Annotated in this window: 22 protein-coding genes and 2 riboswitches; of the genes, 14 read left to right on the plus strand and 8 right to left on the minus strand. The window is 71.6% G+C overall.

What is annotated here, in order from left to right:
- Window positions 1–67: 67 nt before the first annotated feature.
- The 4 genes from GXW83_RS09050 to GXW83_RS09065 all read left to right on the plus strand — a co-directional run bounded on the left by GXW83_RS09050 (window position 68) and on the right by GXW83_RS09065 (window position 4518).
- Window positions 68–940, plus strand: a complete 873-nt coding sequence (locus tag GXW83_RS09050; RefSeq protein ID WP_182442563.1) for a cytochrome c oxidase subunit II — start codon at window positions 68–70, stop codon at window positions 938–940.
- Complete coding sequence (gene ctaD / locus GXW83_RS09055) at window positions 937–2700, plus strand: cytochrome c oxidase subunit I (RefSeq protein WP_182442564.1); 1764 nt, start codon at window positions 937–939, stop codon at window positions 2698–2700. Before GXW83_RS09050 ends, ctaD begins: the two co-directional genes overlap by 4 nt.
- Window positions 2697–3095 (plus strand): cytochrome c oxidase subunit 4, encoded by a 399-nt coding sequence (locus GXW83_RS09060; protein WP_182442565.1) that lies wholly within the window; start codon window positions 2697–2699, stop codon window positions 3093–3095. Before ctaD ends, GXW83_RS09060 begins: the two co-directional genes overlap by 4 nt.
- Window positions 3096–3279: 184 nt before the next feature.
- The gene (locus GXW83_RS09065; protein WP_182442566.1) at window positions 3280–4518 is read left to right on the plus strand and encodes an Ig-like domain-containing protein; all 1239 of its coding nucleotides are present in this window, start codon (window positions 3280–3282) and stop codon (window positions 4516–4518) included.
- Window positions 4519–4616: 98 nt separating this feature from the next.
- Here the strand turns inward: GXW83_RS09065 and GXW83_RS09070 are convergent, their stop codons facing one another.
- The 4 genes from GXW83_RS09070 to GXW83_RS09085 all read right to left on the minus strand — a co-directional run bounded on the left by GXW83_RS09070 (window position 4617) and on the right by GXW83_RS09085 (window position 8899).
- Window positions 4617–6287, minus strand: coding sequence for a cytochrome bc complex cytochrome b subunit (locus GXW83_RS09070; protein ID WP_182442567.1), 1671 nt, complete (start codon window positions 6285–6287; stop codon window positions 4617–4619).
- Complete coding sequence (locus GXW83_RS09075) at window positions 6284–7372, minus strand: ubiquinol-cytochrome c reductase iron-sulfur subunit (RefSeq protein ID WP_182442568.1); 1089 nt, start codon at window positions 7370–7372, stop codon at window positions 6284–6286. Before GXW83_RS09075 ends, GXW83_RS09070 begins: the two co-directional genes overlap by 4 nt.
- Window positions 7369–8172 carry a c-type cytochrome gene (locus tag GXW83_RS09080; RefSeq protein WP_182442569.1) on the minus strand — a complete coding sequence of 268 codons (804 nt, stop codon included), beginning with the start codon at window positions 8170–8172 and terminating at the stop codon, window positions 7369–7371. Before GXW83_RS09080 ends, GXW83_RS09075 begins: the two co-directional genes overlap by 4 nt.
- 106 nt (window positions 8173–8278) lie before the next feature.
- Window positions 8279–8899, minus strand: a complete 621-nt coding sequence (locus GXW83_RS09085) for a heme-copper oxidase subunit III (RefSeq protein ID WP_182442570.1) — start codon at window positions 8897–8899, stop codon at window positions 8279–8281.
- A gap of 285 nt (window positions 8900–9184) precedes the next feature.
- Here GXW83_RS09085 and GXW83_RS09090 point away from each other — a divergent pair, with 285 nt between their 5' ends.
- The 3 genes from GXW83_RS09090 (at window position 9185) to GXW83_RS09100 (ending at window position 12415) form a co-directional block, all read left to right on the plus strand.
- A complete protein-coding gene (locus GXW83_RS09090) occupies window positions 9185–9607 on the plus strand; it encodes a response regulator transcription factor (protein ID WP_182442571.1) in 423 nt (140 codons plus the stop codon).
- A 75-nt stretch (window positions 9608–9682) separates the two neighbouring features.
- Entirely contained in the window at window positions 9683–10759 is a 1077-nt protein-coding gene (gene trpD, locus GXW83_RS09095; RefSeq protein ID WP_182442572.1) for an anthranilate phosphoribosyltransferase, read from the plus strand.
- 91 nt (window positions 10760–10850) lie between these two features.
- Window positions 10851–10984, plus strand: a riboswitch (SAM riboswitch).
- Between the two features lie 51 nt (window positions 10985–11035).
- Window positions 11036–12415 carry an aminotransferase class V-fold PLP-dependent enzyme gene (locus GXW83_RS09100; RefSeq protein WP_182442573.1) on the plus strand — a complete coding sequence of 460 codons (1380 nt, stop codon included), beginning with the start codon at window positions 11036–11038 and terminating at the stop codon, window positions 12413–12415.
- Window positions 12416–12488: 73 nt separating this feature from the next.
- On the opposite strand, the gene GXW83_RS09105 is transcribed toward GXW83_RS09100, so the two are convergent.
- Both GXW83_RS09105 and GXW83_RS09110 read right to left on the minus strand, forming a co-directional pair.
- Window positions 12489–12770, minus strand: a complete 282-nt coding sequence (locus tag GXW83_RS09105) for an Lrp/AsnC family transcriptional regulator (RefSeq protein ID WP_182442574.1) — start codon at window positions 12768–12770, stop codon at window positions 12489–12491.
- Complete coding sequence (locus tag GXW83_RS09110; RefSeq protein ID WP_182442575.1) at window positions 12767–13531, minus strand: rhomboid family intramembrane serine protease; 765 nt, start codon at window positions 13529–13531, stop codon at window positions 12767–12769. The genes GXW83_RS09105 and GXW83_RS09110 overlap by 4 nt, the downstream gene beginning before the upstream one ends.
- A gap of 150 nt (window positions 13532–13681) precedes the next feature.
- On the opposite strand from GXW83_RS09110, the gene GXW83_RS09115 reads away from it, so the two are divergent.
- From GXW83_RS09115 to GXW83_RS09140, 6 genes are all read left to right on the plus strand, one after another.
- Entirely contained in the window at window positions 13682–13954 is a 273-nt protein-coding gene (locus GXW83_RS09115) for a hypothetical protein (RefSeq protein WP_182442576.1), read from the plus strand.
- A gap of 105 nt (window positions 13955–14059) precedes the next feature.
- Window positions 14060–15637, plus strand: a complete 1578-nt coding sequence (locus GXW83_RS09120; protein ID WP_370466610.1) for an NYN domain-containing protein — start codon at window positions 14060–14062, stop codon at window positions 15635–15637.
- A 267-nt stretch (window positions 15638–15904) separates the two neighbouring features.
- Complete coding sequence (locus GXW83_RS09125) at window positions 15905–16915, plus strand: NlpC/P60 family protein (protein ID WP_182442577.1); 1011 nt, start codon at window positions 15905–15907, stop codon at window positions 16913–16915.
- Window positions 16916–17198: 283 nt separating this feature from the next.
- Window positions 17199–17350, plus strand: a riboswitch (cyclic di-AMP (ydaO/yuaA leader).
- Window positions 17351–17361: 11 nt separating this feature from the next.
- Window positions 17362–18429: an NlpC/P60 family protein gene (locus GXW83_RS09130; RefSeq protein ID WP_182442578.1), complete on the plus strand. Its 1068-nt coding sequence runs from the start codon at window positions 17362–17364 to the stop codon at window positions 18427–18429.
- A gap of 503 nt (window positions 18430–18932) precedes the next feature.
- Window positions 18933–19802 (plus strand): C40 family peptidase, encoded by an 870-nt coding sequence (locus GXW83_RS09135; protein ID WP_225446857.1) that lies wholly within the window; start codon window positions 18933–18935, stop codon window positions 19800–19802.
- Entirely contained in the window at window positions 19802–21052 is a 1251-nt protein-coding gene (locus tag GXW83_RS09140; protein ID WP_182442579.1) for a hypothetical protein, read from the plus strand. Before GXW83_RS09135 ends, GXW83_RS09140 begins: the two co-directional genes overlap by 1 nt.
- On the opposite strand, the gene GXW83_RS09145 is transcribed toward GXW83_RS09140, so the two are convergent.
- Window positions 21009–22352, minus strand: coding sequence for a glycosyltransferase family 87 protein (locus tag GXW83_RS09145; RefSeq protein ID WP_225446858.1), 1344 nt, complete (start codon window positions 22350–22352; stop codon window positions 21009–21011). The two genes, GXW83_RS09140 and GXW83_RS09145, sit on opposite strands and share 44 nt — an antisense overlap.
- A 73-nt stretch (window positions 22353–22425) precedes the next feature.
- Here GXW83_RS09145 and GXW83_RS09150 point away from each other — a divergent pair, with 73 nt between their 5' ends.
- Window positions 22426–23556: a glycosyltransferase family 4 protein gene (locus GXW83_RS09150; RefSeq protein ID WP_182442580.1), complete on the plus strand. Its 1131-nt coding sequence runs from the start codon at window positions 22426–22428 to the stop codon at window positions 23554–23556.
- A 36-nt stretch (window positions 23557–23592) separates the two neighbouring features.
- Here GXW83_RS09150 and GXW83_RS09155 read toward each other — a convergent pair whose 3' ends face one another.
- Window positions 23593–25389 (minus strand): long-chain fatty acid--CoA ligase, encoded by a 1797-nt coding sequence (locus GXW83_RS09155; protein WP_182442581.1) that lies wholly within the window; start codon window positions 25387–25389, stop codon window positions 23593–23595.
- Between the last annotated feature and the right edge of the window lie 206 nt (window positions 25390–25595).

The following is a 25595-nucleotide window of genomic DNA, read 5'->3' on the forward strand; positions in this document are numbered from 1 at the left end:
GACCGGGCCATCGGGCCCCACAGTCCCGACTGGCGCGTGAGCGGGCGAGACTTCGGGAAGGCGCTACGTGAGTCCCAACGGCTCCGACCGCTCGCCGCGGCGCTCGATGCGGCGGAAGCTGCTTTCAGCGCTGACGCTGGGCCTCGTCCTTGCCACCGCCACCGGCTGCTCGTCCTCGCAACTGCCTCGGCTCGGCCTGCCCACTCCGCGTGACCAGCAGGGCAAGACGGTCCTCTTCATCTGGCAGAGCTCATGGATCGCGGCGCTGGCCGTCGGTGCCCTCGTCTGGGGTCTGATCCTGTGGAGCGTCATCTTCCACCGGCGCAGCCGCAGCAAGGTCGAGGTACCGCCGCAGTTCCGCTACAACATGCCGCTTGAGGCACTGTTCACCATCGTTCCGCTGATCATGGTGTCGGTGTTCTTCTTCTACACCGCGCGCGACGAGAACTACCTCCTCAAGATCGACAAGCCGCAGCACGTGATCAACGTGGTCGGCTTCCAGTGGAGCTGGGCGTTCAACTACGAGCACACGGTCGATCCGCAGCACCAGTCGAGCACGCTGACCGACAACGGGCCCGGCGCGTACGACATCGGTACCCCGGGCCACATTCCGACGCTGTGGCTTCCGCAGGGCCAGTCCGTCGAGTTCGAGCTGACCTCGCGTGACGTGATCCACGGTTTCTGGCCGGTTGACTTCCTGATGAAGATGGACGTCATTCCCGGTGTCGTGAACAAGTTCGAGGTGACGCCCACCTCGCTGGGCACCTTCGCCGGCAAGTGCACGGAGCTGTGCGGTGTCGACCACTCGCAGATGCTCTTCAACGTCAAGGTCGTCACCCCGGCGCAGTACGAAGCCCACATCGCAGCCCTGCGTGCGTTGGGCCAGAGCGGCGCGGTGCCCTCGGGCATCACGACCACGGGAGTGAACAACGCGAAATGACGATCCTCAACGAACCCCAGGGCCTCAGCGGCGGCACCGCTGCGGTGGGCCGGAAGCCCGCGCTCGAGCGCAAGTCCGGCACCCAGATCATCAAGTGGATGACCACCACTGACCACAAGACGATCGGCACCCTCTATCTGGTGACGTCGTTCGCGTTCTTCCTGGTCGGCGGTGTCCTGGCGCTCACCATGCGCGCCCAGCTGGCGCAGCCGAACGGCCAGGTCCTGACGAACGAGCAGTTCAACCAGGCGTTCACCATGCATGGCACGATCATGCTGCTGATGTTCGCCACCCCGCTGTTCGCGGGCTTCACCAACTGGATCATGCCGCTCCAGATCGGTGCCCCCGACGTCGCGTTCCCGCGGCTGAACATGTTCGCGTACTGGCTGTACCTGTTCGGCTCGCTGATCGCGGTGGGCGGCTTCCTCACCCCGCAGGGCGCGGCCGACTTCGGCTGGTTCGCCTACTCCCCGCTGTCGGACGCGGTCCGCTCGCCGGGCGTCGGCGCCGACATGTGGATCATGGGTCTGGCGCTGTCCGGCTTCGGTACGATCCTCGGCTCGGTGAACTTCATCACCACCATCCTGTGCATGCGCGCCCCCGGCATGACCATGTTCCGGATGCCGATCTTCGTCTGGAACGTCCTGCTCACGGCCGTTCTGGTGCTGCTCGCCTTCCCGGTGCTGGCCGCCGCGCTGCTGGCACTGGAAGCCGACAGAAAGTTCGGGGCGCACGTCTTCGACCCGGCGAACGGTGGGGCCATCCTCTGGCAGCACCTCTTCTGGTTCTTCGGACACCCAGAGGTGTACATCATCGCCCTGCCGTTCTTCGGCATCATCTCCGAAGTCGTGCCGGTCTTCTCGCGCAAGCCGATGTTCGGCTACCAGAGCCTGATCGCGGCGACCATCGCCATCGCAGGCCTGTCCGTGACCGTGTGGGCCCACCACATGTACGTCACCGGCGCGGTCCTGCTGCCGTTCTTCTCCTTCATGACGTTCCTGATCGCGGTTCCGACCGGCGTGAAGTTCTTCAACTGGATCGGCACCATGTGGCGGGGCTCGCTGAGCTTCGAGACCCCGATGCTGTGGACCGTCGGCTTCCTGGTGACCTTCGTCTTCGGCGGTCTGACGGGCGTGCTGCTGGCCTCCCCGCCGATCGACTTCCACGTCTCGGACTCCTACTTCGTGGTGGCGCACTTCCACTACGTGGTGTTCGGCACGGTCGTCTTCGCCATGTTCGCCGGGTTCCACTTCTGGTGGCCGAAGATGACGGGCAAGATGCTCGACGAGCGCCTCGGCAAGATCACCTTCTGGACGCTGTTCATCGGCTTCCACACCACCTTCCTGGTGCAGCACTGGCTGGGCGCCGAGGGCATGCCGCGTCGCTACGCGACCTACCTGCCCAGCGACGGCTTCACCACCCTGAACACCATCTCCACCATCGGCTCCTTCCTGCTCGGCCTGTCGATCCTGCCGTTCCTCTACAACGTCTGGAAGACCGCCAAGTACGGCAAGAAGGTCGAGGTCGACGACCCGTGGGGCTACGGCCGTTCGCTCGAGTGGGCGACCTCCTGCCCGCCGCCGCGGCACAACTTCCTCACCCTCCCGCGCATCCGCTCCGAGTCCCCGGCGTTCGACCTGCACCACCCGGAGATCGCGGCGCAGGACTACCTGGAGAACCACGGCGAGGTGCCCGCGCACCTGGTCGCCGCGCTCGAAGCCAAGTCCGCTCTGGAAGAGAAGGAGGCGGGTGACCGATGAGGGAACAGGGCAAGATTTTCTTTGGCTTCGCCGTCTTCGTCCTCGGCATCGCCATCTGGTACGGCCTGTGGTCGCACGACCCGACGGGCACCACCTGCCTGTTCCTGGCCTTCGGGCTGGGCGCCTTCATCGCCTTCTACCTGCTGTTCACCGCACGCCGGGTGGACACGGGCGCGGGTGACAACCCCAAGGCCGAGGTCTCCGACGACGCCGGCGTGCTGGGCTTCTTCAGCCCGCACAGCTGGATGCCGCTGTCGCTCGGCATCGGCGGGGCCATGGGCTTCATGGGCGTCATCTTCGGCTGGTGGCTGCTGTACTTCTCCCTCCCCATCATCCTGATCGGCATCTTCGGTTGGGTCTTCGAGTACTACCGGGGCGAGAACCAGACCCAGTGACCCGCGTGGCGACACGCTGAACCACCGGCAGGGCCGGACACCTTCCCAGAGGTGTCCGGCCCTGTCCGCGTATCAGGAACGCGTCGCTCGCCGGGGTGCGTCGTCCTGTGTGGTATGTCACGGTATTTCTAGAATATGACGGTACGTCGATCAACGACGCGGCATTCTGGAAGGGACCATGCATATGAGGGCTCGTACTGTCGTGGCGGCCACGGTGCTCCTCGCTCCGCTGGCCCTGTGCGGATGCGGCGGGGGCGGGCGCACCCCGGACACGGTGGACGCCTCGCAGCTGGTCCGGGTGAGCCCGCAGGCGCCGCCCAGGGGCGCGGTGGACCCGTCCACCCAGGTGGTGGTCAGCGCGGTGCACGGCGGCCGGCTCACCGACGTCACGGTGCGCTCCGCCGACGGCAGGATGGTCCCCGGCGCCATCGCCGCCGACGACCGCAGCTGGCGCTCCAGCGGGACGCTGAGTGCCGGTCAGCGCTACACCGTGCAGGTGAGCGCGGACGACGGCGACGGCGCCCGCGGCACCACCAGCCAGCAGTTCGCCACCACCCCGGCCGGGAAGACCCTCGGCGTCGAGCTCACCCCGGGGGACCACGCCGTGTACGGCGTCGGCGAGCCCGTCACCGCCACGCTGAGCGTCCCGGTGCACGACCCGGCCGCCCGCAAGGTCGTCGAGAGCGGCCTGACCGTGGACTCCACCCCCTCCGTCCAGGGCGCCTGGTACTGGGTGGACGACAAGACCCTGCACTTCCGCCCGCAGGGCTACTGGCCGGCCCACGCGACCGTCAGCGCCGCGTACGACCTCGGCGGGCGGCGCATCCAGGGGGACCTGTTCGCCGGACCGGCCAGCAGGATCTCCTTCGCCACCGGTGACAAGCTGCTGGCGGTCACCGACGCGGCCAGCGACTACATGACCGTCTACCGCAACGGGGAGCAGATCAACAGCATCCCGGTCACCACCGGCAAGCCCGGCTTCGACACCCGCAACGGCATGAAGGTGGTGCTCGAACAGGAGCCGGAGGTGCTGATGGACTCCTCCACCGTCGGCATCGCGCCGGGCAGCAGCAACGCGTACCACCTGGAGGTGCACTGGGCCACCCGGGTCACCTGGAGCGGCGAGTACGTCCACGCCGCGCCCTGGTCGGTGGACTCGCAGGGGGTCTCCAACGTCAGCCACGGCTGCACCGGGATGAGCATGGCCAACGCCGAGTGGTTCTTCGACACCTTCCACCGCGGCGACCTGGTGCAGGTGGTGAACAGCCACGGGGACGACATGGCGCCCTTCGGAAACGGCTACGGCGACTGGAACCTCTCCTGGGCCGCCTGGCAGAAGGGCAGCGCGCTGCACCGGGTGGTGCAGACCGCCCCGGCCGGCGCCGCCGCCACCACCGTCGGCTTCATCCGCCCGGTGGCCTGACCGGCGGGGCGGCAGGACAGGACGACAGACAGCAGGGCCCCCGTCCGGCGTACCGGACGGGGGCCCTGCTGCTGGTTGCTGCGGTGGCGCCGCGGGGATCAGTGGTGGCCGTGGCCGCTGGTGATCTCCCGGTGCTCCTCGACGCTCGGCTTGGGGATCTGCGCAGCCTCGCCGTAGTAGCCCTGGGACAGCTTCGCCCGGAGCTTGGTCAGCACGCCGACCTTGCGCTTGACGCCGTTCTCGTCCACCTCGGACGGCAGCTCGATCGGCGCGTACTGCTCGTGCGCCGTGAGCCGGAACCGCTCGCCCTGCGGCAGCTGGTCGTGGACCTCGATGAACTCACCGTGCGGCAGGCGCTTGATGGTGCCCGTCTCGCGGCCGTGCAGCAGCTTCTCGCGGTCGTTGCGCTGGAGGCCGATGCACCAGCGCTTGGTGATCGTGAAGGCGATCACCGGGCCGACGAAGAAGAGGATCCGGCAGGTCCAGGTGATGGTGTTGATCGAGAGGTGGAAGTGCGTGGCGAACAGGTCGTTGCCACCCGCCACCAGCAGGATCATGTACTCCGCGATCCAGGCCACGCCGAAGGCGGTGCGGATCGGGGCGTTGCGCGGGCGGTCCAGGATGTGGTGCTCGCGCTTGTCACCGGTGACCCAGCCCTCCAGGAAGGGGTAGGCCGCGATGACCATCATCACGCCGCCGAAGACCACCAGCGGGATGAAGACGCCCAGGACCAGGGTGTGACCCCAGGCCCGGATCTCCCAGCCCGGCATGATGCGGATCAGGCCCTCGGAGAAGCCCATGTACCAGTCCGGCTGGGCGTCGGTGGACACCTGGTCGGGACGGTAGGGGCCGTACGCCCAGATCGGGTTGACCGAGGCGATCGCCGAGACGAAGGCGATGACGCCGAAGACCAGGAAGAAGAAGCCACCGGCCTTGGCCATGTAGACCGGCATCAGCGGCATGCCGACGACGTTCTTCTCGGTCCGTCCCGGGCCCGCGAACTGGGTGTGCTTGTGGTAGAAGACCAGGATCAGGTGGGCCACCAGCAGGCCCAGCATGATGCCCGGGATCAGCAGCACGTGGATGGTGAAGAAGCGCGGGATGATGTCGTCGCCGGGGAACGGGCCGCCGTACAGGAACATGGCGATGTAGCTGCCGACGATCGGCACCGACAGGATCGCGCCCTCCATGAAGCGGATACCCGTGCCGGACAGCAGGTCGTCCGGGAGGGAGTAGCCCATGAAGCCGTCGAACATGCCCAGGAACAGCAGCAGGAACCCGAAGAGCCAGTTGATCTCGCGGGGCTTGCGGAAGGCGCCGGTGAAGAAGACGCGCATCATGTGGACCAGCATGGCCGCCACGAAGACGATGGCCGCCCAGTGGTGGATCTGCCGGATGAGCAGGCCGCCGCGGACCTCGAAGCTGATGTTCAGCGTCGAGGCGTACGCCTGCGACATGCTGATGCCGTCCAGCGGCGTGTAGCTGCCGTGGTAGACGACGTCGGCCATGCTCGGCTGGAAGAACAGCGTGAGGTACACGCCGGTCAGGATGATGATGATGAAGCTGTAGAGGCAGATCTCGCCGAGCATGAAGGACCAGTGGTCCGGGAAGATCTTCCGCAGGTTGGCCTTGGCCAGACCGTAGATGCCCAGTCGGCCGTCGACCCAGTCGGCCGCCTTCTCGCCGGCGTGGGCCTGTTCGACGCCTACCTCGCTGTGGCCGAGGAGCTCCTCGTGGGCCTCGGTCGCCGGTGTGGTGTGAGTGCTCATGCGCTGCGCTCCCAGAAGCCCGGGCCGACGGGCACGTTGAAGTCGCCCAGGGCCTCGAAGTAACCGTCGGCGTTGACGGAGATCCGCAGCTGCGGCAGGGGGTGCCCGGCCGGGCCGAAGATCACGCGTCCGCCGTCGGAGAGGTCGAAGGTCGACTGGTGGCACGGGCAGAGGACGTGGTGCGTCTGCTGCTCGTAGAGGCTGATCGGGCAGCCGACGTGGGTGCAGATCTTCGAGAAGGCGAGGACGCCGTCGTAGCCCCAGGACGCGGACTTGGCGTCCTTGATGTCGGAGGGCTGCATACGGACCAGCATCAGCGCCGAGGTCGCAATGACCTCCTGGAAGTCCGGGTCCGCGGTCGGGTTGTCCGGGTCGAGGCCGGGCGGCATGGCGAAGGTCAGCGAGCCGACCTCGATGTCGGAGGGCTTCAGCGGGGTGTTGGTGTTCATGTTCATGAGCAGCTTGCCCGCGGACCAGTCGGTCACCTCGAGCTTGTTGCCCGGCAGCGGGCCCAGGTCGCGGAACAGGATGATCGCCGACAGCGGGACCAGCGCCATGGCGCCGATCATCGTGTTGCGGATCAGCTTGCGCCGGCCGAAGCCGCTCTCGGCCGCACCCGTGCGGAAGTCGGAGAAGACCTGCGCCCGCACCTCGGGGGTGGACTCGATCGGGTGCCGCTCGGCGATGTGCTCCTCGTCCGACATCAGCGTGCGGGCCCAGTGGACCGCGCCCGCGCCGATGGCGAACAGGGAGACGCCGAGGGTGGTGCCGAGCGCGAAGTTCAGCGCGCTGACGTGACCGATCGGGAAGATGAAGATGACACCGGTGGTGCCGTTGCCGTTGGACGGCTTGATCGCCACGTAGGAGGCGATGAAGCCGATCGTGGCGATCATCGACAGCACGAACCACGAGGCAACCTGGCGCTCGGCCCGTCGGGCGGCCCGCTCGTCGATGTCGGTGCGGCGGTGCTCATGGGGCGGCAGCCCCGGGTCGGCGAAGGGGTCGTCGTGTACGGCGACTGCTCCGCCGTGGTGGCCTGTGGCCTCCGGCAGGTGTTCTTCAGACATGTTGTCCTGGCTCGTCATGACTTCTTGGCCTTGGGGGTGCGGGCAGCGATCCAGATGGCGAAGCCGATCAGGGCGCCCAGCGCGAAGATCCAGCCGAAGAGACCCTCAGTCACCGGACCGAGGGAGCCCAGGGAGAGACCACCGTAGTTGGGGTTCTTCGCCTGGTCCGTCGTGTGCGTGACGAAGGCGAGGATGTCCTGCTTCTGCTGCTGGGGCAGGGTCGTGTCCGGGAAGGCGGGCATGTTCTGCGGCCCGGTCAGCATGGCCTCGTAGATGTGCTTGGCGCTCACGCCCTTCAGAGGGGGCGCGTACTTGCCCTCCGAGAGCGCGCCGCCGGAGCCCGCGAAGTTGTGGCACTGCGCGCAGTTGGTACGGAACAGCTCCCCGCCCGCGGCCACATTGCCCGGGGCGTACTGACTGGCGGTGGGGATGGACGGGCCAGGGCCCAGGGTGGCGACATAGGCCGCCATCTGGTCGATCTGCGCCTGGTTGTAGATCACCTTCTTGGAGGGGATCTGCGGACCGGGCTGCTGGGCCGGCATACGGCCGGTGCCGACCTGGAAGTCCACGGCGGCGCTTCCCACGCCCACCAGGCTCGGGCCGTCCTTGGTGCCTTGGCCGTTCAGACCGTGGCAGCTGGAGCAGCCGACCTGGAACAGCTTCTTGCCCTGCTCGATCGCCAGGGACTGGCTGGTGTCGGCCTGCGCACTGCTGGTCGGCGCGAACGCGGCGTACAGCCCCCCGGTGGTCGCCAGCGCAAAGAGTAGGACGACGAGCGCTGCCAGCGGGTGGCGCCGTCGTGCGGAGAGCTTTTTCACGGATTAACCCCGGTGTGAGGATCAGGAGCGTCTGGAGTCTGGATGACCGTCAGGTCGGTCTGTGGGGACCGCCCGGCGGTGAGCCGAGGGGACGGTCCGACCCTGCCTACTTGATCAGATAGATGGTCGCAAAGAGGCCGATCCAGACCACGTCGACGAAGTGCCAGTAGTAGGACACGACGATCGCTGCCGTGGCCTGCTCGTGCGTGAACCGCTTGGCGGCGTACGTGCGTCCGAGGACCAGCAGGAAGGCGATCAGGCCGCCCGTCACGTGCATCCCGTGGAAGCCGGTGGTCAGGTAGAACACCGAGCCGAACGGGGACGAGGACAGGGAGATCCCGTGCGACTTGACCAGGTCTGTGTACTCGTAGATCTGACCGCCGATGAAGATCGCGCCCATGATGAAGGTCGTGATGAACCAGGCCCGGAGCTTCTTCACGTCGCCGCGCTCGGCAGCGAAGACACCCATCTGGCAGGTGAACGAGGAGAGCACCAGGACCGTCGTGTTCACCGACGCGAAGGGAACGTCGAGAACATGGTTCTGTGAGTGCCAGTAGGCCGTCCCGGTAACGGAACGGAGAGTGAAGTACATCGCGAAGAGGGCCGCGAAGAACATCAGCTCGGATGCCAGCCAGACGATGGTTCCGACGCTGGTGAGGTTCGGCCGGTTGACCGATCCGTGTGCGTGCCCGGTTTCTACTGCAGTTGCTGTCGCCACGACCGACATTATGTCGGTCCCTTATTCCGTCCTCACCTCGGGGGTGTACCTCGGTGTGTCCGGCTGGTGACGTACCCTCCGGCGGACCGGCGACCTGGCAGGTAGCCCGTTCGGCAGGGGGTGGGGGGCCCGGGGCCCGCTGCCGCGACAGGCCCAGGGTCGCCCGAAATGGTGAAGCCGGGGCAGCCGGACGGCTGTGGACCGGGCGCGGCCGCTCCGGCCTGCTGTTGGGGCATCAGATACGGGAGTAGCATCCGTGTCGACGCCTAAGTGGTCCCGATCACACCCCAGGGGATGCGGACGATGGCACTGAACGTTCTTGTCTACAGCGACGACCGCAACACCCGCGAGCAGGTGCGGCTGGCCCTGGGCCGGCGCCCCGCCCCCGACCTCGCCGAGCTGCAGTACCTGGAGTGCGCCACCGCCCCCGCCGTGGTCATGGCCCTCGACGCGCACGCCAAGAGCGTCCGGCGGCTGGACCTGCTGGTCCTGGACGGCGAGGCGACCCCGGTCGGCGGGATGGGCCTGTGCCGCCAGCTCAAGGACGAGATCTACGGCTGCCCGCCGGTGCTGGTGCTGATCGGCCGCCCGCAGGACTCCTGGCTGGCGGTCTGGAGCCGCGCCGACGCCGCCATCGCCGCACCGGTCGACCCGGTGGCGCTGGCCGAGACCGCGAGCACCCTGCTGCGGGCCGATCACCGGCATCTCGTCGGCTGAGATCCCGGGTTTGCGGGCGGTACCCAGTCGCTAGGCTGGCCTCTCCATTACAAGGACGACTGAGAGGCCACGGCCATGGCGAACGTGCACCCTGCGGACGGCGGAGGCGACCGTGTGCAGGCCCGCTCGTGGCCGGACGTCCTCGGCGCGCTGATCTCCGGGGCCGACCTGTCCTCCGCCGAGACCGCCTGGGCCATGGACCAGGTGATGACCGGCGAGGCCACCACCAGCCAGGTGGCCGGATTCCTGGTGGCGCTGCGGGCCAAGGGCGAGACGGTCGGCGAGATCACCGGGCTGGTCGAGGCCATGTACGCGCACGCCACCGTGATCGAGGTGCCCGGCCGGGCGGTGGACATCGTCGGCACCGGCGGCGACCGGGCCAAGACCGTCAACATCTCCACCATGTCGGCGATCGTCGCCGCGGGCGCGGGCGCGCTGGTGGTCAAGCACGGCAACCGGGCCGCCTCCTCCGCCAGCGGCGCCACCGACGTGCTGGAGCAGCTGGGCATCAACCTACGGCTGACCGCGCCGCGCATCGCGCAGGTCGCGGTCGAGGCGGGCATCACCTACTGCCCGGCGCCGGTGTTCCACCCGGCCATGCGGCACGCCGGCACCGCCCGCGGCGACCTGGGCGTGCCCACCTCGTTCAACCTGCTGGGCCCGCTCACCAACCCGGCCCGGGTCGGCGCCAACGCGGTCGGCTGCTTCGACACCCGGATGGCCGGGCTGATCGCCGGGGTGCTCGCCGAGCGGGGCTCCTCGGCACTGGTGTTCAGGGGTGACGACGGCCTCGACGAGTTGACGGTGACCGGTACCTCCACCGTGTGGCAGGTGCGGAACGGCTCCGTGGAGCGGTTCTCCTTCGACCCGCACGACGTCGGCGTCGAGTACGTCGGGATCGAGGCCCTGCGCGGGGCCGACGCCGCCTACAACGCCAAGGTCGCCCGCCGGGTGCTGGCCGGGGAGCCCGGCCCGGTGCGCGATGCGGTGCTGCTCAACTCGGCCTCCGCGCTGGTCGCGCTGGACCAGACCGACGCGCCGCTGGTGGAGCAGATGCGGGCGGCGATGAAGCGCACCGCCGAGTCCATCGACTCCGGCGCCGCCGAGCAGGTGCTGGCCCGCTGGGCGCAGGCCACCCACCGGCAGCCATAGCCGGGCGGCGGCGTCCGCCCCCCGGATGCCGCGTCTCGCAATCCGGACAGGGGTTCGCCCGGCGGGCGGACCCCTGGCATAATCGTCCGCAGGTCACGAGTGACAGCACGCGGTGATGCACCGCAAAGGCCCTGGCTGGCTGTCCGGCAACCCTCCGTCCGTGGCGGGGTGCTTCCAGGTGACGACCGGGCCTTGCGACGACCCGTCGCAGGGCAAGCGCGGATCCCCTCGTTCGGCTGCTGCCAGGGATCCACTGGATGCCCTGGAGGGGTAGTCATGTCCTCGTACCCGAACGCCGTCGACACCTGCCGTCCGCTCGACGTCCTCGGCCGCGAGGTCGAGGTGCCGCTGGTCGGCGGCGAGAAGGTGACCTACGCGGCGCTCGACTACGCCGCCAGCGCCCCCGCCCTGCAGCGGGTCTGGGACGACGTCGCCGCCTACGCCCCCTACTACGGCAGCGTGCACCGGGGGGCGGGCTACCTCTCGCAGCTGTCCACCGACCTGTTCGAGCAGAGCCGCGCCACCGTCGCCGACTTCCTCCAGCTGCGCGAGGACGACCAGGTGGTCTTCACCCGGGCCACCACCGATTCGCTGAACCTGCTGGCGAGCGCGCTGCCCGCGGGCACCCGGGTGTACGCCTTCGAGACCGAGCACCACGCCTCGCTGCTGCCCTGGCGCGGTCGCGGCCTGGACGTCACCTACCTGCGCGCCCCGCGCTCCCCGGAGCAGGCGGTCGCCGCGCTGGAGGAGGCGCTGGCGGCCGCGCACGCCGCGGGCGGGCCGCGGCCGGAGCTGGTCTGCGTGACCGGCGCGTCCAACGTCACCGGGGAGATCTGGCCGGTCCGCGAGCTGGCCGCGACCGCGCACCGGTACGGCGCCCGGATCGTCCTGGACGCCGCGCAGCTCGCCCCGCACCACCCGGTCTCGGTCCGCGAGCTGGACGTCGACTGGGTCGCCTTCTCCGGCCACAAGCTGTACGCGCCCTTCGGCGCCGGGGTCCTGGCCGGGCGCGCCGACTGGCTGGACGCCGCCGAGCCGTACCTGGCGGGCGGCGGGGCCAGCCGCACCGTGGCCCGGGAGGCGGACGGCTCGGTCGCGGTCGAGTGGCACCGCGGCCCGGCCCGGCACGAGGCGGGCTCGCCCAACGTCATCGGCGCCTACGCGATCGCCTCGGCCTGCCGGGCGCTGCGCGAGGCCGGGTTCGACGCGCTGGTGGCCCGGGAGCGGCAGCTGATCGCCCGGCTGCGCGAGGGCCTGGCGGCCGTGCCCGAGGTGCGGGTGCTGACCCTGTTCGGCGAGGACCACCCGCGGGTCGGCGTGCTCTCCTTCGTGGTGCAGGGCTGGAACAGCTCGCACTTCTCCGCCGCGCTGTCCGCCGAGTACGGCATCGGCGTCCGCGACGGCCTGTTCTGCGCGCACCCGCTGGTGCGGACCCTGCTCGGCGGCGAGGAGAACGTGCCCTCCGAGTGCGGGGCGCCGGAGGCGTCGCTGCCGGGGGAGCGCAGCCTGAACGCGATCCGGGTCAGCTTCGGCGCGGGCACCCCGGACGAGCACGTCGACCGCTTCGTGGCGGCGGTGCGGGAGCTGGTCACCCAGGGCGCGCAGTGGGCCTACCGCACCGAGGGCGGCCGCTGCGTCCCCGACACCCGCCGCTGACCGGACCGCCCGGGCGGCGGGCCCGGGCGGCGGCGCGGGCGCGTCCTGGGGGCATCCGCGGGAGTGGCGTCCGCTACTCGTCCAGGCCGATGGCGAAGGCCGCGTCCAGGTCGTGCCGGGAGTAGGTGCGGAAGGCGATGTGGGTCTCCGTGCTGACCACTCCCGGCACCTGGTTGACGTGCCCGGGGATGACGTCCGCCAGGTCCTCGTGCGCCCGCACCCGGACCATCGCCACCAGGTCGTAGGTGCCGGTGACGGAGTACACCTCGCTGACGCCCTCCAGGGCCGCGATCGTCTCGGCGATCTCGGGGATCCGGTCGACGCTGGTCTTGATGAGCACGATCGCGGTGATCACGGGTAGGTCTCCTGGGAGGGTGGCAGTGCGGTGGGCCCAGCGTAGCCGCGCCCGCGCCTGCGGCAGTAGAGCAGCCAGGCGAAGAGGAAGCCTCCGGCGAAGCCGATCAGGTGCGCCGCGTAGGCGACGTCCGGGGAGGCCGCGCCGGGGGAGCGCAGCGACAGTCCCTGGATGACGAACCACAGCCCGAGCACCGCCCACGCCGGGAAGCGCAGCGGCAGGAACAGCAGCAGCGGGACGACCGTGGTCACCCGCGCCCGGGGGTACAGCCGCAGGTACGCCCCCAGCACCCCGGCGATCGCCCCGGACGCCCCCACCAGCGACTGCCCGCCGCTGGCGCCGTGCAGCTCGACCAGGGCGTAGCCGTACGTCGCCAGGTAGCCCACGGCCACGTAGAAGAGGAGGTAGGGCAGGCGTCCCATGCGCTCCTCGGCCATGGTGCCGAAGACGTAGAGGAACACCATGTTGCCGAGCAGGTGCATCCAGCCGGCGTGGACGAACATGGCGGTCAGCACCGACAGTGCCGGGATGCCGGGGAACTCGCCGGGCCGGGCCTGGTTGTCCAGCAGCTCCCGGGGGACGACGCCCCAGTGCAGGAAGTACGCCTGCTCCACGGCGGCCCGGTGCGCCCCGGAGCCGTACAGCGGGTCCAGCCCGGAGGCGGGCCCGACCAGGAAGACGGCGACGTTCACCGCGATCAGCAGGCAGGTCACCACCGGCAGGCTGCGGAGCGGGCTCTCGGCACGTACCGGTGTCACCATGCTCCCAGCATTGCCCGGCGGGGCCGAAAGGGCCGCGCTGGGCTGGGACGTGTGGGGGACGGCGTCCCGGCGCGCGGGGGTAGGCCATAGGGTTCTGGGGTAGCCGCATCCGGGACGACCGGGTGTCCCGCGAACCGAGAGGACCGCCCCATGACCGTCCCCCTGCCCACCGAGGGGACCAGGTGGCGCTGCACCCTGTGCGGCAACCTGACCCGCTTCGACGTCACGCGCTCCTCCCGGGTGGTCGAGTTCGTCCACCTGGACCTGGCGGGGGAGCCCCGGGTCGAGGAGCGCGAGGTGCTCAGCGAGACCGTCGAGTCGGTGCGGTGCCGCTGGTGCAGCGCGGTGGACCAGGTGGAACTGGTCGACCGGCCCGGTGCGGAGGCCGAGGCGGCGGCGCAGGCGGAGCGTTCCGAGGGCTAGTACCCGGCTTCGGGTAGTGGCGCAGTGACGAGTGGGGGGCTGGACGGGCGAGAATGGTCACCAGGCGGGCGACGCCCGGGGACCGGATCGGAGATACAGGACGTGGTGGATTCAGACAGGGCGGACAGCGCCGGGGGCCCGCAGCGGCTCGACGACGCGGCGCCGGTCCCTGCGCTGCCCGCGCCGCACACCGCTCTCCGGCCCGCCCCGCCCACACCCGACACCACCGTCGACGCCGGGGCCGAAGCCGAGCCCGATGCTGCTGCCGACGCCGCACCTGACGCCGCTGCCGCGCCCGACGCCGCTGCCGACGCCGCGCCCGCGCCCGAGGTCGATCCCGACGCCGAGGCCGCGGCGGATGCGGCCGGGGCGGGGGAGCAGTTGGAGCGGCCGTTGCCGGAGGGGGTGCGGCGGCGGGTGGTGGGCATCGCCGCCGACGCCCTGGCGGCCGTGCCCTCGGCCGAGCTGCCGCCGCGGCTGCGCCCGTACGCCAAGTTCACCCCGGTCCAGCGGGCCCGGCGCGGCTCCACGGCCATCGCCGCCGCGCTGGAGGCCGACCCGCAGTTCCGGCTGCGGATAGCGGACCGGGTCCGGCTCGGACAGCCGGACCTGGTCAGCGTCCTGGAGTCGGGCGTGGTCCCGGCCGCCGTCGATCCGCTGGACGTCGCCGCCGTCGCCTACCTGCTGCGCCCGGCGGGCTGGAGCCGGCTGGTCGGCGAGGCGGGGGAGGAGGTCGAGCGGGTCGAGTCGGAGGGCGCCGCGGCCGAGTCCGCGCGGCTGGTCGAGAAGCTCCAGGCGGAGCTGTCGGCGCTGCGCGACACCGCCCGGGCCGACGCCGAGCGCAGCCGCAGCGAGCTGGACGCGGCGAAGAAGGAGGGCGACTCGCTCCGCCGGAAGCTGCGCAGCCTGGAGGCGGACACCCGGCGCGCCGAGGCGGTCACCCGCAAGGTGACCGCCGAGCTGGAGGCGCTGCGGTCGTCCGGGGCGACCGAACGCGGCGCGGTGGACAGCGAGTTGCGCCGGCTCAAGCACCGTCTGGCCGAGGCCGAGTCGGCGCTGGAGGCGTCCAAGCGGGCCTCGCGCGAGGGGCGCAGCGCGGAGGACATGCGGCTGCGGCTGCTGCTGGACGTGGTGCTGCAGGGCGCGCAGGGGTTGCAGCGGGAGCTGGGCCTGCCGCCGCTGTCCGGCCGTCCGGCCGAGTCGGTGGAGGCGGTCTCGCCGACCACGGCCTCCCCGCACGACGTGGCCCGCAGGGCGCTGGACGCGGACGATCCGGCGCTGCTGGACCAGCTGCTGCAGCTGCCGCTGGCGCACCTGGTGGTGGACGGCTACAACGTCACCAAGAGCGGCTATCCGACGCTGCCGCTGGAGAAGCAGCGGGCCCGGCTGCTGAACGGCCTGTCGCTGCTGGCCCGGCACAGCGGCGCCGAGGTGACCTGCGTGTTCGACGGCAAGGATCTGGACGCGCCGGTGCCGATGGCGCCGCCGCGCGGGGTGCGGGTGCTGTTCAGCCGTTCGGGCGAGACCGCCGACGAGCTGATCCGGCGGCTGGTGCGGGCCGAGCCGGAGGGGCGCCCGGTGGTGGTGGTCTCCACCGACCGCGAGGTGGCGGACGGCGTGCGCAAGGCCGGGGCGCGTCCGGTGCCCTCGGCGATGCTGCTGCGGCGACTGGTCCGCACCTGAAGGTCCGTTTCATCCGATTACTGAGACGGACATTCTTCGCATTAGCTGACTGTTTTCGCCCTGAGGGCGACAGATTGATATCGATCTCACTAGTCTCTGCTCTCGAACCTCTGTCCTGACGATCGCCCGACCGGGTGATGCGGGGGTTCCCGCCCGTGCCCGGGCGTCGCAGCGGGGGTCGCGGCGCGGGCCCCTCGGCGGTCGCCGGAAGGGAACTGAGACCTCGTGGCCTCACATCGCCGCCCGAAGCAACCGAGCCGCGCCCGCGTGTCGGTCCTCACTGCTGCGGCGGCGACGGCCGTAGCGATCTCGGCGCAGGCCGGTGCGCAGGCGGCGCCCAAGCTGACGCTCAGCCAGGCCACCAAGGAGGTGGCGGCGGACCGGCAGGCGGCCGACGCGGCGGGACAGAAGTACGACCAGGCGCAGAGCCAGGAGCAGGCGCTGCAGCAGCGGGTGGCGCTGCTGCAGAACGAGATCGCCCGCGAGCAGTCCACCATCAACACCGAGGAGGCCCAGCTGGGCGCCGAGGCGGCGGCCCAGTACCGGACCGGTGCGGTGGACCCCTCGGTGCAGCTGATGCTCTCCACCGACCCGACCGCCTACCTCAACCAGGCGTCGGTCCAGGGCGAGCTGGACTCCAGCCAGGCCGCGGTCTTCTCGGGCGTGGAGGCGCAGCAGCAGCTGCTGGACCGGCAGAAGGCCCAGGCCACCGCCGAGCTGGCGGCCGAGCAGGCGCTGCTCAAGCAGATGCAGCAGAACAAGGCCGCCGCGCAGTCCCAGCTGAAGAAGGCGCAGACGGTGATGGCCTCGCTGACGCCGGTTCAGCAGGCGCAGGTGAACGGCGGTGGCGGCGGCGGGTACGGCTCGATCGGCGGCGACCGCAACGGCTCCACCATGTCCCCCAGCCAGGTCGACCTGAGCGGCATCTCCGCCGCGGCGCAGACGGCGATGCGGGCGGCGCTCAGCAAGGTCGGCGTCGCGCCGTACCAGTGGGCCGGCGCCGGGCCGGACGCCTTCGACTGCTCGGGCCTGGTGATGTGGGCCTACGCGCACGCCGGCATCAGCCTGCCGCACTCCTCCTACGCCGACGAGTCGGTGGGCAGCTACGTCAGCCCGTCGGACATCCAGGTGGGCGACATCGTGGTGCTGGAGGACGGCGCGCACGTCGGCCTGTACGCGGGCAACGGCATGCTGCTGAACGCCCCGGAGTACGGCTACACCGTCTCCATCATGCCGATCTCCGACTTCGGCGGGGTCGTCGCCGTCCGCCGCATCTGACGCTGCCCTCCCGTGATGTGACTGTTACCACATCTGTCCCCCTGGTTCGACCGTTCTGACCGTTTTGGCAGCGATGTCGACGGCATACGGTCACCATGGGACTGCGGTGCGTCGCTGTTCCGACAGGAAATCGAAGCGTCAGAAACATTTTCCTGACAATGATTTGAACGGATCACGGTTGGGTCACTAGTGTCGGGGGCCGAACCACCGCGACGTCGATCACCCGGTCCGGGTGGCAGCGGAGGTTCCCGCCGAGTCCGAGGCGTGGCAGGGCGCTCGCCGCCCACAGGGGATGCCGACAACTCGGAGCCGGGGAACCACTTGTTCCTCGGGGTGAATCGACGCCAGGCCGGCTCCCAGCCGGTGAAGCGCCGTAGGGCGATCTTCCAGCCCGAACCCGTCAGCTCACCCGGTAGGCGGACGTAGGAAGAAGGAGTACCGCCTTCGTGGCGTCCCACCGTCGTCCCAAATCGCCGGGTCGTACCCGGGTGACCGTGCTCACCGCCGCCGCGGTCACCGCCGTGGCCATCGCCGCCAACGCGCAGTCCGCGCAGGCCGCTCCCACGCCCACCACCGCGTCGCTCAAGGCGCAGGTCGAGCAGCTGAACACCGCCTCCGACACCGCCGTGCAGAAGTACGACGCGGCGCAGGAACAGCAGCAGCAGCTGCAGAAGCAGGTCACCACCCTGCAGAACGAGATCGCCCGGCAGCAGGCCGCGGTCAACGCCCGGGAGGCGAGCCTGGGGGCCACCGCCGCCGCGCAGTACCGCGAGGGCACGATCGACCCCTCGGTGCAGCTGATGCTCTCCTCCGACCCCACGGACTATCTGGACCAGGCGTCCATGAACCAGCAGGTGGACAACAACCAGGCGACCACACTGTCCTCGCTGCAGACCGAGCAGGCCACCCTGGACAACGAGAAGTCCGACGCCGAGGGCAAGCTCAAGGCCCTGGACGCCACCAGCAAGCAGCTGGCCGAGGCCAAGGCCCAGGTGCAGCAGAAGCTGGCCGCCGCGCAGGCCAAGCTGAACTCCTTCACCGCCGCCCAGCGCGCCGCGGTCAACGTGGCCCTGAACACCGCGCCGGCCACCACCACCGCGCACGTCGGCAGTGGCGGCAGCAGCTACGGCAGCAGCGCCGACCTGGGCCACTCCGCCCCCGGCGACTCGGTCGAGGCCGCCGCCTTCGCCGCCGCGCAGACCCGCATCGGCGACGCGTACGTCTACGGCGACACCGGCCCGACCACCTTCGACTGCTCCGGTCTGATGATGTGGGCCTACGCCAAGGCCGGCATGGACATCGGCCGCACCACCTACGACCAGATCGACGTGGGCACCCCGGTGTCCAGCGTGTCCGACCTCCAGGTCGGCGACCTGATCTTCTTCAACGACGACTCCCACGTGGGCATGTACGCCGGCAACGGCATCGTGCTGCACGCGCCGCACCCCGGCGCGGAGGTGCGCTACGAGTCGCTCAGCACCATCGGCTCCATCTACGCGATGCGCCACCTCTAGCCTGCGGGCCACCGGTCCTCCGGTGGCACCGAACAGCGGCACGGGTCCGACTCCCCACCGGGGAGCGGGCCCGTCGGCGTACCCGGCCCCGCCCAGGTCGCGGGCGGCCCCGCCGATGTGTGCGAAATGGGCGAATATTTTCGCTGTTGTGGGGGTTTGGACTAGCCGCGTCGGACTCGCTAACGTCTGGCCTCGGCCCTCCGTGTCGTCGACCGCCCTCCCCGGGCGGCGCCGGGGGCCGCCAGGCCCGTACCGACGCAGCCGACGTCGCGCCCCGGGCCCGGCACCGGACGAACGGAGCCCGCCCACGTGGCGTCCCATCGACGTGCCCGACCGCCGGCCCAGGGCCCAGCCGTGGCCGCGCTGTCCCGCACCGCCGTCAGCCTGCTGGCCGCCACCGCCGCCGTCCTCGCGGGCGGCGGCAGCGCACTCGCCGACCCCGGCGCGCCCACCACCCCGAGGGCGTCCAGCAGCAGATCACCGCGCTCTACGGGCAGGCCGAGGTGGCCGGGCAGCGCTACGACGGCGCGGTCGAGCAGGCGCGCGCCCTCCAGCGCGAGACCGCGCAGCTCCAGCAGCACATCGCCGCCGAACAGCAGGACGTCGACGACCTCACCCAGGGCATGGGCGCGCTGGCCGCCGCCCAGTACCGCCAGGGCGGCGGCATGGACCCGGTGATGCAACTGATGTTCAGCTCCGACCCGGAGCAGTACCTGGAGCGGGCCACCACCATGGACGAGGCGGACGGCGCGCTCGCCACCACGCTGCATTCGATCCGGGCCGAGGAGCAGCAATTGGACCGGGACCGGGCGCTGGCGGCCGGGCAGCTGGCCCGGCTGGAGCAGGTCCGGCAGACGGTCGCGGGCAGCAAGGCCGAGGTCCAGCACCGGATCGGCCGCGCCCAGGCGCTGCTGGCCACCCTCTCCGGCGCCCAGCGCCAGCAGCTGGCGCAGGCCGAGGACAGCGCTGCCGACACCGCCGCCCAGGCCGCCGCCGCGGTGCTGCCGCCCGGCGAGGGGCCCGCCGACAGCCGGGCCGCCGCCGCCCTGGCCGCCGCCCAGTCCGTCCTGGGCCGGCCCTACGTCTACGGCGCGACCGGACCCGGCGCCTTCGACTGCTCCGGGCTGATGTACTGGTCCTGGCGGCACGCCGGGGTGGTGCTGCCGCGCACCTCGCAGGAGCAGGCCTTCGCCGGGCGGCGGATCCCGCTCAGCCAGGCCCGGCCCGGGGATCTTGTGATCTACTTCGGCGATATGCACCACGTCGGCATGTACGCAGGCAACGGGATGGTCATCCACGCCCCCTACCCGGGTGCCCGGGTGCGGTACGAGCGCGCCACCGACATGCCGATCGCCGAGGTGGTCCGGGTCTGATGCCGATATCCCGGCGCGGGCTGCTCACCGGCACGGCCGCCGCGCTGCTCGCCGCCGGGGCCGCCGGCTGCGCCGACCGGACCGGGCCCGACCAGGACGCCGCCGCCCTGGCCCGGCTGCTGGACCGGCGCGCCCGGGCGGTGCTGCGCCGGGACCGGGCCGCGCTGGCGGCCACCGTGCTGCCCGGCGCCACCGCGCTGCGCACCCGGCAGCTCGCCTGGCTGGACAACCTGGCCCAGGTGCCGCTCGCCGCCTGGGAGTACCGGCTGCAGGCGCTGGACGCCTACCCGCTGCCCGCCGCCCTGGGCTCCGCCGGGAGCGGCGGCCGGCGCCGCGCCGCGCGGGTTCACCTGCGGTACCGGCTGGCCGGGTTCGACACCGAGCCGGTCACCGCCACCGCCTACCAGACCTTCGAACGGATCGGCGGCGCCTGGTACCTGGGCTCCGACACCGACCACCCCGGCGGCGACGTCCAGCTGTGGGACCTCGGCCCGGTCACCGTCGTGCACGGCCGCTGCTGCCTGGTCCTCGGGCTCGGCTCGGCCGCCGCGCTGCCGCCCTACGCCCGGCTCGCCGACCGGGCGGTACCGGCCGTCAGCGCGGTGTGGGGCGACGGCTGGGGCCGGCGCACGGTGCTGCTGGTGCCGTCCACCACCCAGCAGTTCGGCAGCCTGCTCGGGGTGGACCCGCAGGGCTTCGCCGGGACCGCCGCCGTCACCAGTGGCGAGTACGGCGCGGCCGAGGCCGGGCGGACCGAGCGGATCACCGTCAACCCGCCGGTCTGGGCCCAGCTCACCGCGCTCGGCCGACAGGTCGTCACCACCCATGAGACGACCCACGTGGCGACCCGCGCCGTCACCGACACCTGGACCCCGCGCTGGCTGGCCGAGGGCGCTGCCAACTGGACCGGCTACCTGGGCACCGGGCTCGGCCCCCGGCAGATCTGCCCGGAGCTGCAGGCCGCCGTCGCCGCCGGACACCTACCCGGACAGCTGCCCCCGGACAGCGCCTTCGACGGCACCGCGCCCGACCTGGCGCAGACCTACGAGCAGGCCTGGTTCGCCTGCCGGACGATCGTGCTGCGGCACGGGCAGGCCGGACTGGTCGGCTTCTACCGCGCCCTCGCCGCCACCGGCGGCAGCGGCGGGCAGCAGGCTGCCGTGGAACAGGCGCTGCGCCGCAGCCTGGGCACCGGCACGGCCGTGCTCACCGCGCAGTGGCGAGCCGACCTTCTCGCGGCGCTGCGCTGACCGGCGGCCCGTCCGGGCGCACCGTCTCCCGCCACAGCCGGCGGCCGGAGACCAGCGCCGCCGCCAGCAGCAGCAGGTTCCGCAGCACCAGCGCGGTACTGCCCAGCAGCCGGAAGTGCATCACGTCCGAGAACAGCAGCGGGAACTCCAGGAAGGTGAACGCCCCGGCGGCCAGCAGCAGCCAGGCCACCGGACGCTGCGTCGTCCTGGGCGAGGCCAGGCACACCGCGGCCAGGCCCACCAGCCACACCAGGTACTGCGGGCTGATCACCCGGCTGGTCACCACGAACAGCAGCAGCGCGGTCAGCGCCGCGTCCGCCGGGGTCGCGGGCGTCCAGCGCCGCGCCCGGGCCCGCCACAGCAGCAGCCAGCCGAACGCGCCCACCGACAGCGCCACCATCAGCCGGCCGACCAGCGCGACGCCCGGGCCCAGCAGCTCCACCGAGCCGTAGTTCATCGCCGCCGTGCCGTGCCAGCCCAGCAGCCGGGCCGCCTCGAACGGCAGCGCGCCCAGCGACTCGACCTCCACCCCGCGGTTCTCCTGGAACCCGAGGAAGGAGAACGCGCCGTTCATGGTCACCGCGAAGACGAAGCCCAGCGCCAGTGCCGAGACCGCCACCGCCGCCACCGCGTCCCTGGTCCGGCGGCCCCTCGGCGTGCCGACCACGGTCAGCACCGGCCACACCTTCAGCATCGCGCCGACCCCCGCCAGCACCCCGCCCAGCACCGGGCGCCGGGCCGAGGCCAGCAGCCCGCCGACCGCGACCACGGTCACCACCAGGTCGAACCGGCAGTAGACGGTCGGCCCCAGCAGCGGCACGCCCAGCACCCACAGCCACAGCCCGGCGCCGCTGCCGCCGCGCCGCCGGGCCCGCGCCAGCAGCAGCGCCGCCAGCGCGTCGCAGGCGGTCACCACGGTCAGGAAGCCGGTGAAGTACGACCAGGGCAGCCAGCAGGGCAGCAGCATCACCGCCGCCGCCAGCGGTGGGTACTGCCAGGTCATGTCGTCCAGCGGGAAGGTGCCGGTCTGCAGCACCTGCGCCCAGCCCTGGTAGATGACCTTGACGTCGGTGGTCAGCGCCAGGCTGCCGAGCGGCAGCACGTCCAGCACCGCCAGCAGCACCACCGCCCGGGTGGCCGCCCACACCAGCAGCGGCGCCCAGCGCCGGGCCCGGCCGCCGCCCGTGCCGGTGCCTGGGCCGCTGCCGCCGCCGCGCTCGCGGCTGCCGCTCTCGATGCCGGTCTCGCTGTGGCTGCCGATGGGGGTCCTCGCCGGGTCTGGGGACGGGCTTCGCCGCACCGCGGCCGTGCTGCCCTATCGTACGGATCACCAACCGCCGCACCGTGGACCTCGAAGGGCAAGCCGCCAGCGCATGGAGAAGACGCTCATCGTCACCAACGACTTCCCGCCCCGCCCCGGCGGCATCCAGACCTTCGTCCACAACATGGCCGTGCGGATGCCCGCCGACAAGATCGTGGTGTACGCCTCCACCTGGCGCGACGGCCGCGAGGCCGCCCGCTTCGACGCCGAGCAGCCGTTCCAGGTGGTCCGCGACCGCACCACCATGCTGCTGCCCACGCCCCGGGTGACCCGCCGCGCCGCCGAGATCCTGCGGGCGGAGGGCTGCGGCTCGGTGTGGTTCGGCGCCGCCGCGCCGCTCGGGCTGGCCGCGCCCGCGCTGCGCCGGGCCGGGGCCGGGCGGCTGCTGGGCATGACCCACGGCCACGAGGCGGCCTGGGCGCAGCTGCCCGGCTCCCGGCAGCTGCTGCGCCGGATCGGGGCCGGCACCGACGCCCTCACCTACCTCGGCGAGTACACCCGGGCCCGGATCGCCGCCGCGGTCGGCCCGGAGGCGGCGGCGCGGATGCGGCAGATCCCGCCGGGCGTGGACGAGAAGACCTTCCACCCGGACTCCGGCGGCGCGCAGCTGCGGGCCCGGCTGGGGCTGGCCGACCGGCCGGTGGTGGTCTGCGTCTCCCGGCTGGTCCGGCGCAAGGGGCAGGACACGCTGATCCGGGCGCTGCCCGGGGTGCTGGCGAAGGAGCCGGACACGGTGCTGCTGATCGTCGGCGACGGGCCCTACCGGGCGGAGCTGGAGAAGCTGGCCGAGGCCGTCGGAGTGGCCGGCTCGGTGCGGTTCACCGGGGCGGTGCCCTGGGCCGAGCTGCCCGCGCACTACGGCGCCGGGGACGTCTACGCCATGCCCTGCCGCACCCGGCGCGGCGGCCTGGACGTGGAGGGCCTGGGCATCGTCTACCTGGAGGCGTCCGCCACCGGCCTGCCGGTGGTCGCCGGGGACTCCGGCGGCGCGCCGGACGCGGTGCTGGAGGGCGAGACCGGCTACGTCGTCCCCGGGCGTGACCCCGAAGCGCTGGTGGACCGGCTGGTGACGCTGGTTCAGGACGCCCCGCTGCGGGCGCGGATGGGCGCGCGCGGGCGCGCCTGGGTGGAGCAGAGCTGGCGCTGGGACCTGCTGGCGGGCCGGCTGGCGGCGCTGCTGTAGCCGCCGCCGACCGGCCCCGCCGACCCGTGCGGCCGGTCAGCGCGAGGCGTACAGGGCCTCGACGTCCGCGTCGAAGTCCTTCAGCACGATCGCCCGCTTCAGCTTCAGCGAGGGGGTGATGTGGCCGGACTCCTCGGACAGCACGGTGTCCAGGATCCGGAACTTCTTCACCGCCTCGGCGTGCGACACCGCCGCGTTGCCGTCGTCGATCGCGGTCTGGACGGCGGCCAGCAGGTCCGGATCGTCCATCAGCTCGGCGACGGTGGCCCCGGCGGGCTTGTTGTTGAGCTTCTTCCAGGTCGGGAAGAACTCCGGGTCGATGGTGATCAGGCAGGCGATGAAGGGTCTGCGGTCGCCGACCACCATGCACTCGCCGATCAGCGGGTACGCCCGGATGCGGTCCTCGATCACGGCCGGGGCGACGTTCTTGCCGCCGGCGGTGACGATGATCTCCTTCTTGCGGCCGGTGATGGTCAGGTAGCCCTGGTCGTCCAGCGAGCCGACGTCGCCGGTGGAGAACCAGCCGTCGTGCAGCGCCTCGGCGGTGGCCTCCGGGTTCTGCCAGTAGCCGGTGAACACCTGCGGGCCCTTCAACAGCACCTCGCCGTCGTCGGCGATCCGGATCGCCGAGCTGGGCAGCGGGCGGCCGACGCTGCCGATCCGGGCCGCGTCGTACGGGTTGAAGGCGGTCGCCGCGCAGGTCTCGGTCAGGCCGTAGCCCTCCAGCACGGTGAAGCCGACGCCGCGGAAGAAGTGCCCCAGCCGCTCGCCCAGCGGCGCGCCGCCGGAGATGGCGTGGGTGGCCCGGCCGCCCAGCGCGGCCCGCAGCTTGCCGTAGACCAGCGCGTCGAAGACCCGGTGCTGGAGCCGGAGCAGCAGCGGCACCCGGCCGGTGTCCTGGGCCCGGCTGTAGGCGATGGCGACCTCGGCGGCCCGGTCGAAGATCTTGCCCTTGCCCTCGCTCTGGGCCTTGGCCCGGGCCGAGTTGTAGACCTTCTCGAACACCCGGGGGACGCCCAGGATCAGCGTCGGCTTGAAGTTCGCCAGCTCGGTGACGACGTCCTTGATGTCCGGCAGGTGGCCCAGCCGGATCGGGGCCATCAGCGCGCCGATCTCCGCGATCCGGCCCAGTACGTGCGCCTCGGGCAGGAACAGCAGCAGCGAGGAGTCGCCGGTGGTGAACAGCGCCTCCATCCGGGCGACGATGTTGCCCAGCTCCGACATGAAGTTGGAGTGGGTCAGCTGGCAGCCCTTGGGGCGGCCGGTGGTGCCGGAGGTGTAGACGATGGTGGCGATGGTGTCCGGGCCCAGCGCCGCGCGGCGCTCCTCGATCACCTCGTCGGCGACCTCGGCGCCCAGCCGGGTCAGGTCGGACAGCGCGCCCGCCTCGATCTGCCACACCTCGCGCAGCGCGGGCAGCCGCTCGCGGATCGAGCCCACCACGGCCTCGTGCCGGGGCAGCTCGGTGATGCAGGCCACCGCGCCGGAGTCGCCCAGCATCCACTCGACCTGCTCGGCCGAGGAGGTCTCGTACACCGGGACGGTGATCGCGCCCGCGCACCAGATGGCGAAGTCCAGCAGCGTCCACTCGTACCGGGTGCGGGACATCAGCGCGACCCGGTCGCCCTGGCCGACACCGGCGGCGATCAGGCCCTTGGCGGCGGCGCGGACCTCGGCGAGGAACTCGGTCGCGGTGAAGTCCTGCCACTGGCCGTCGATCTTGCCGCTGACCACGGCGACGTCGGGATGGCGCTCCGCGTTGCGGTGGATGAGATCGGTGAGGTCTGCGCCACTCGGCACCTCGTACAGGGCCGGAAGGCTGAACTCGCGCACGGCTGCTCCTCGATCTGCGACGCTGCTGCGGGACGCCAGGACGTTACTGCCGGGTAGGGATGCGCGGATAGAGGCGCACGAGAATATGTTCCCAGTGTCACATTCCCGTGAGCGGCGCATTTCCGGAACATTCACGGTTCGTGCCCCGCGCCCGTACCCGGCCGCGCATGCGTCCGGGGCGAACATTACGGCAGTGTGAAGCCGAC

Origin of the sequence: Streptacidiphilus sp. PB12-B1b (assembly GCF_014084125.1) — a bacterium.
GTDB lineage: Bacteria > Actinomycetota > Actinomycetes > Streptomycetales > Streptomycetaceae > Streptacidiphilus.

Coding starts and splice junctions, on each gene's coding strand:
- GXW83_RS09070 (WP_182442567.1), bottom strand. CDS start 6,287: ATGAGCACTCACACCACACCGGCGACCGAGGCCCACGAGGAGCTCCTC.
- GXW83_RS09115 (WP_182442576.1), top strand. CDS start 13,682: ATGACCGTCCCCCTGCCCACCGAGGGGACCAGGTGGCGCTGCACCCTG.
- GXW83_RS09110 (WP_182442575.1), bottom strand. CDS start 13,531: ATGGTGACACCGGTACGTGCCGAGAGCCCGCTCCGCAGCCTGCCGGTG.
- GXW83_RS09060 (WP_182442565.1), top strand. CDS start 2,697: ATGAGGGAACAGGGCAAGATTTTCTTTGGCTTCGCCGTCTTCGTCCTC.
- GXW83_RS09090 (WP_182442571.1), top strand. CDS start 9,185: ATGCGGACGATGGCACTGAACGTTCTTGTCTACAGCGACGACCGCAAC.
- GXW83_RS09150 (WP_182442580.1), top strand. CDS start 22,426: ATGGAGAAGACGCTCATCGTCACCAACGACTTCCCGCCCCGCCCCGGC.
- GXW83_RS09075 (WP_182442568.1), bottom strand. CDS start 7,372: ATGACGAGCCAGGACAACATGTCTGAAGAACACCTGCCGGAGGCCACA.
- GXW83_RS09100 (WP_182442573.1), top strand. CDS start 11,036: ATGTCCTCGTACCCGAACGCCGTCGACACCTGCCGTCCGCTCGACGTC.
- trpD (WP_182442572.1), top strand. CDS start 9,683: ATGGCGAACGTGCACCCTGCGGACGGCGGAGGCGACCGTGTGCAGGCC.
- GXW83_RS09065 (WP_182442566.1), top strand. CDS start 3,280: ATGAGGGCTCGTACTGTCGTGGCGGCCACGGTGCTCCTCGCTCCGCTG.
- ctaD (WP_182442564.1), top strand. CDS start 937: ATGACGATCCTCAACGAACCCCAGGGCCTCAGCGGCGGCACCGCTGCG.
- GXW83_RS09140 (WP_182442579.1), top strand. CDS start 19,802: ATGCCGATATCCCGGCGCGGGCTGCTCACCGGCACGGCCGCCGCGCTG.
- GXW83_RS09085 (WP_182442570.1), bottom strand. CDS start 8,899: ATGTCGGTCGTGGCGACAGCAACTGCAGTAGAAACCGGGCACGCACAC.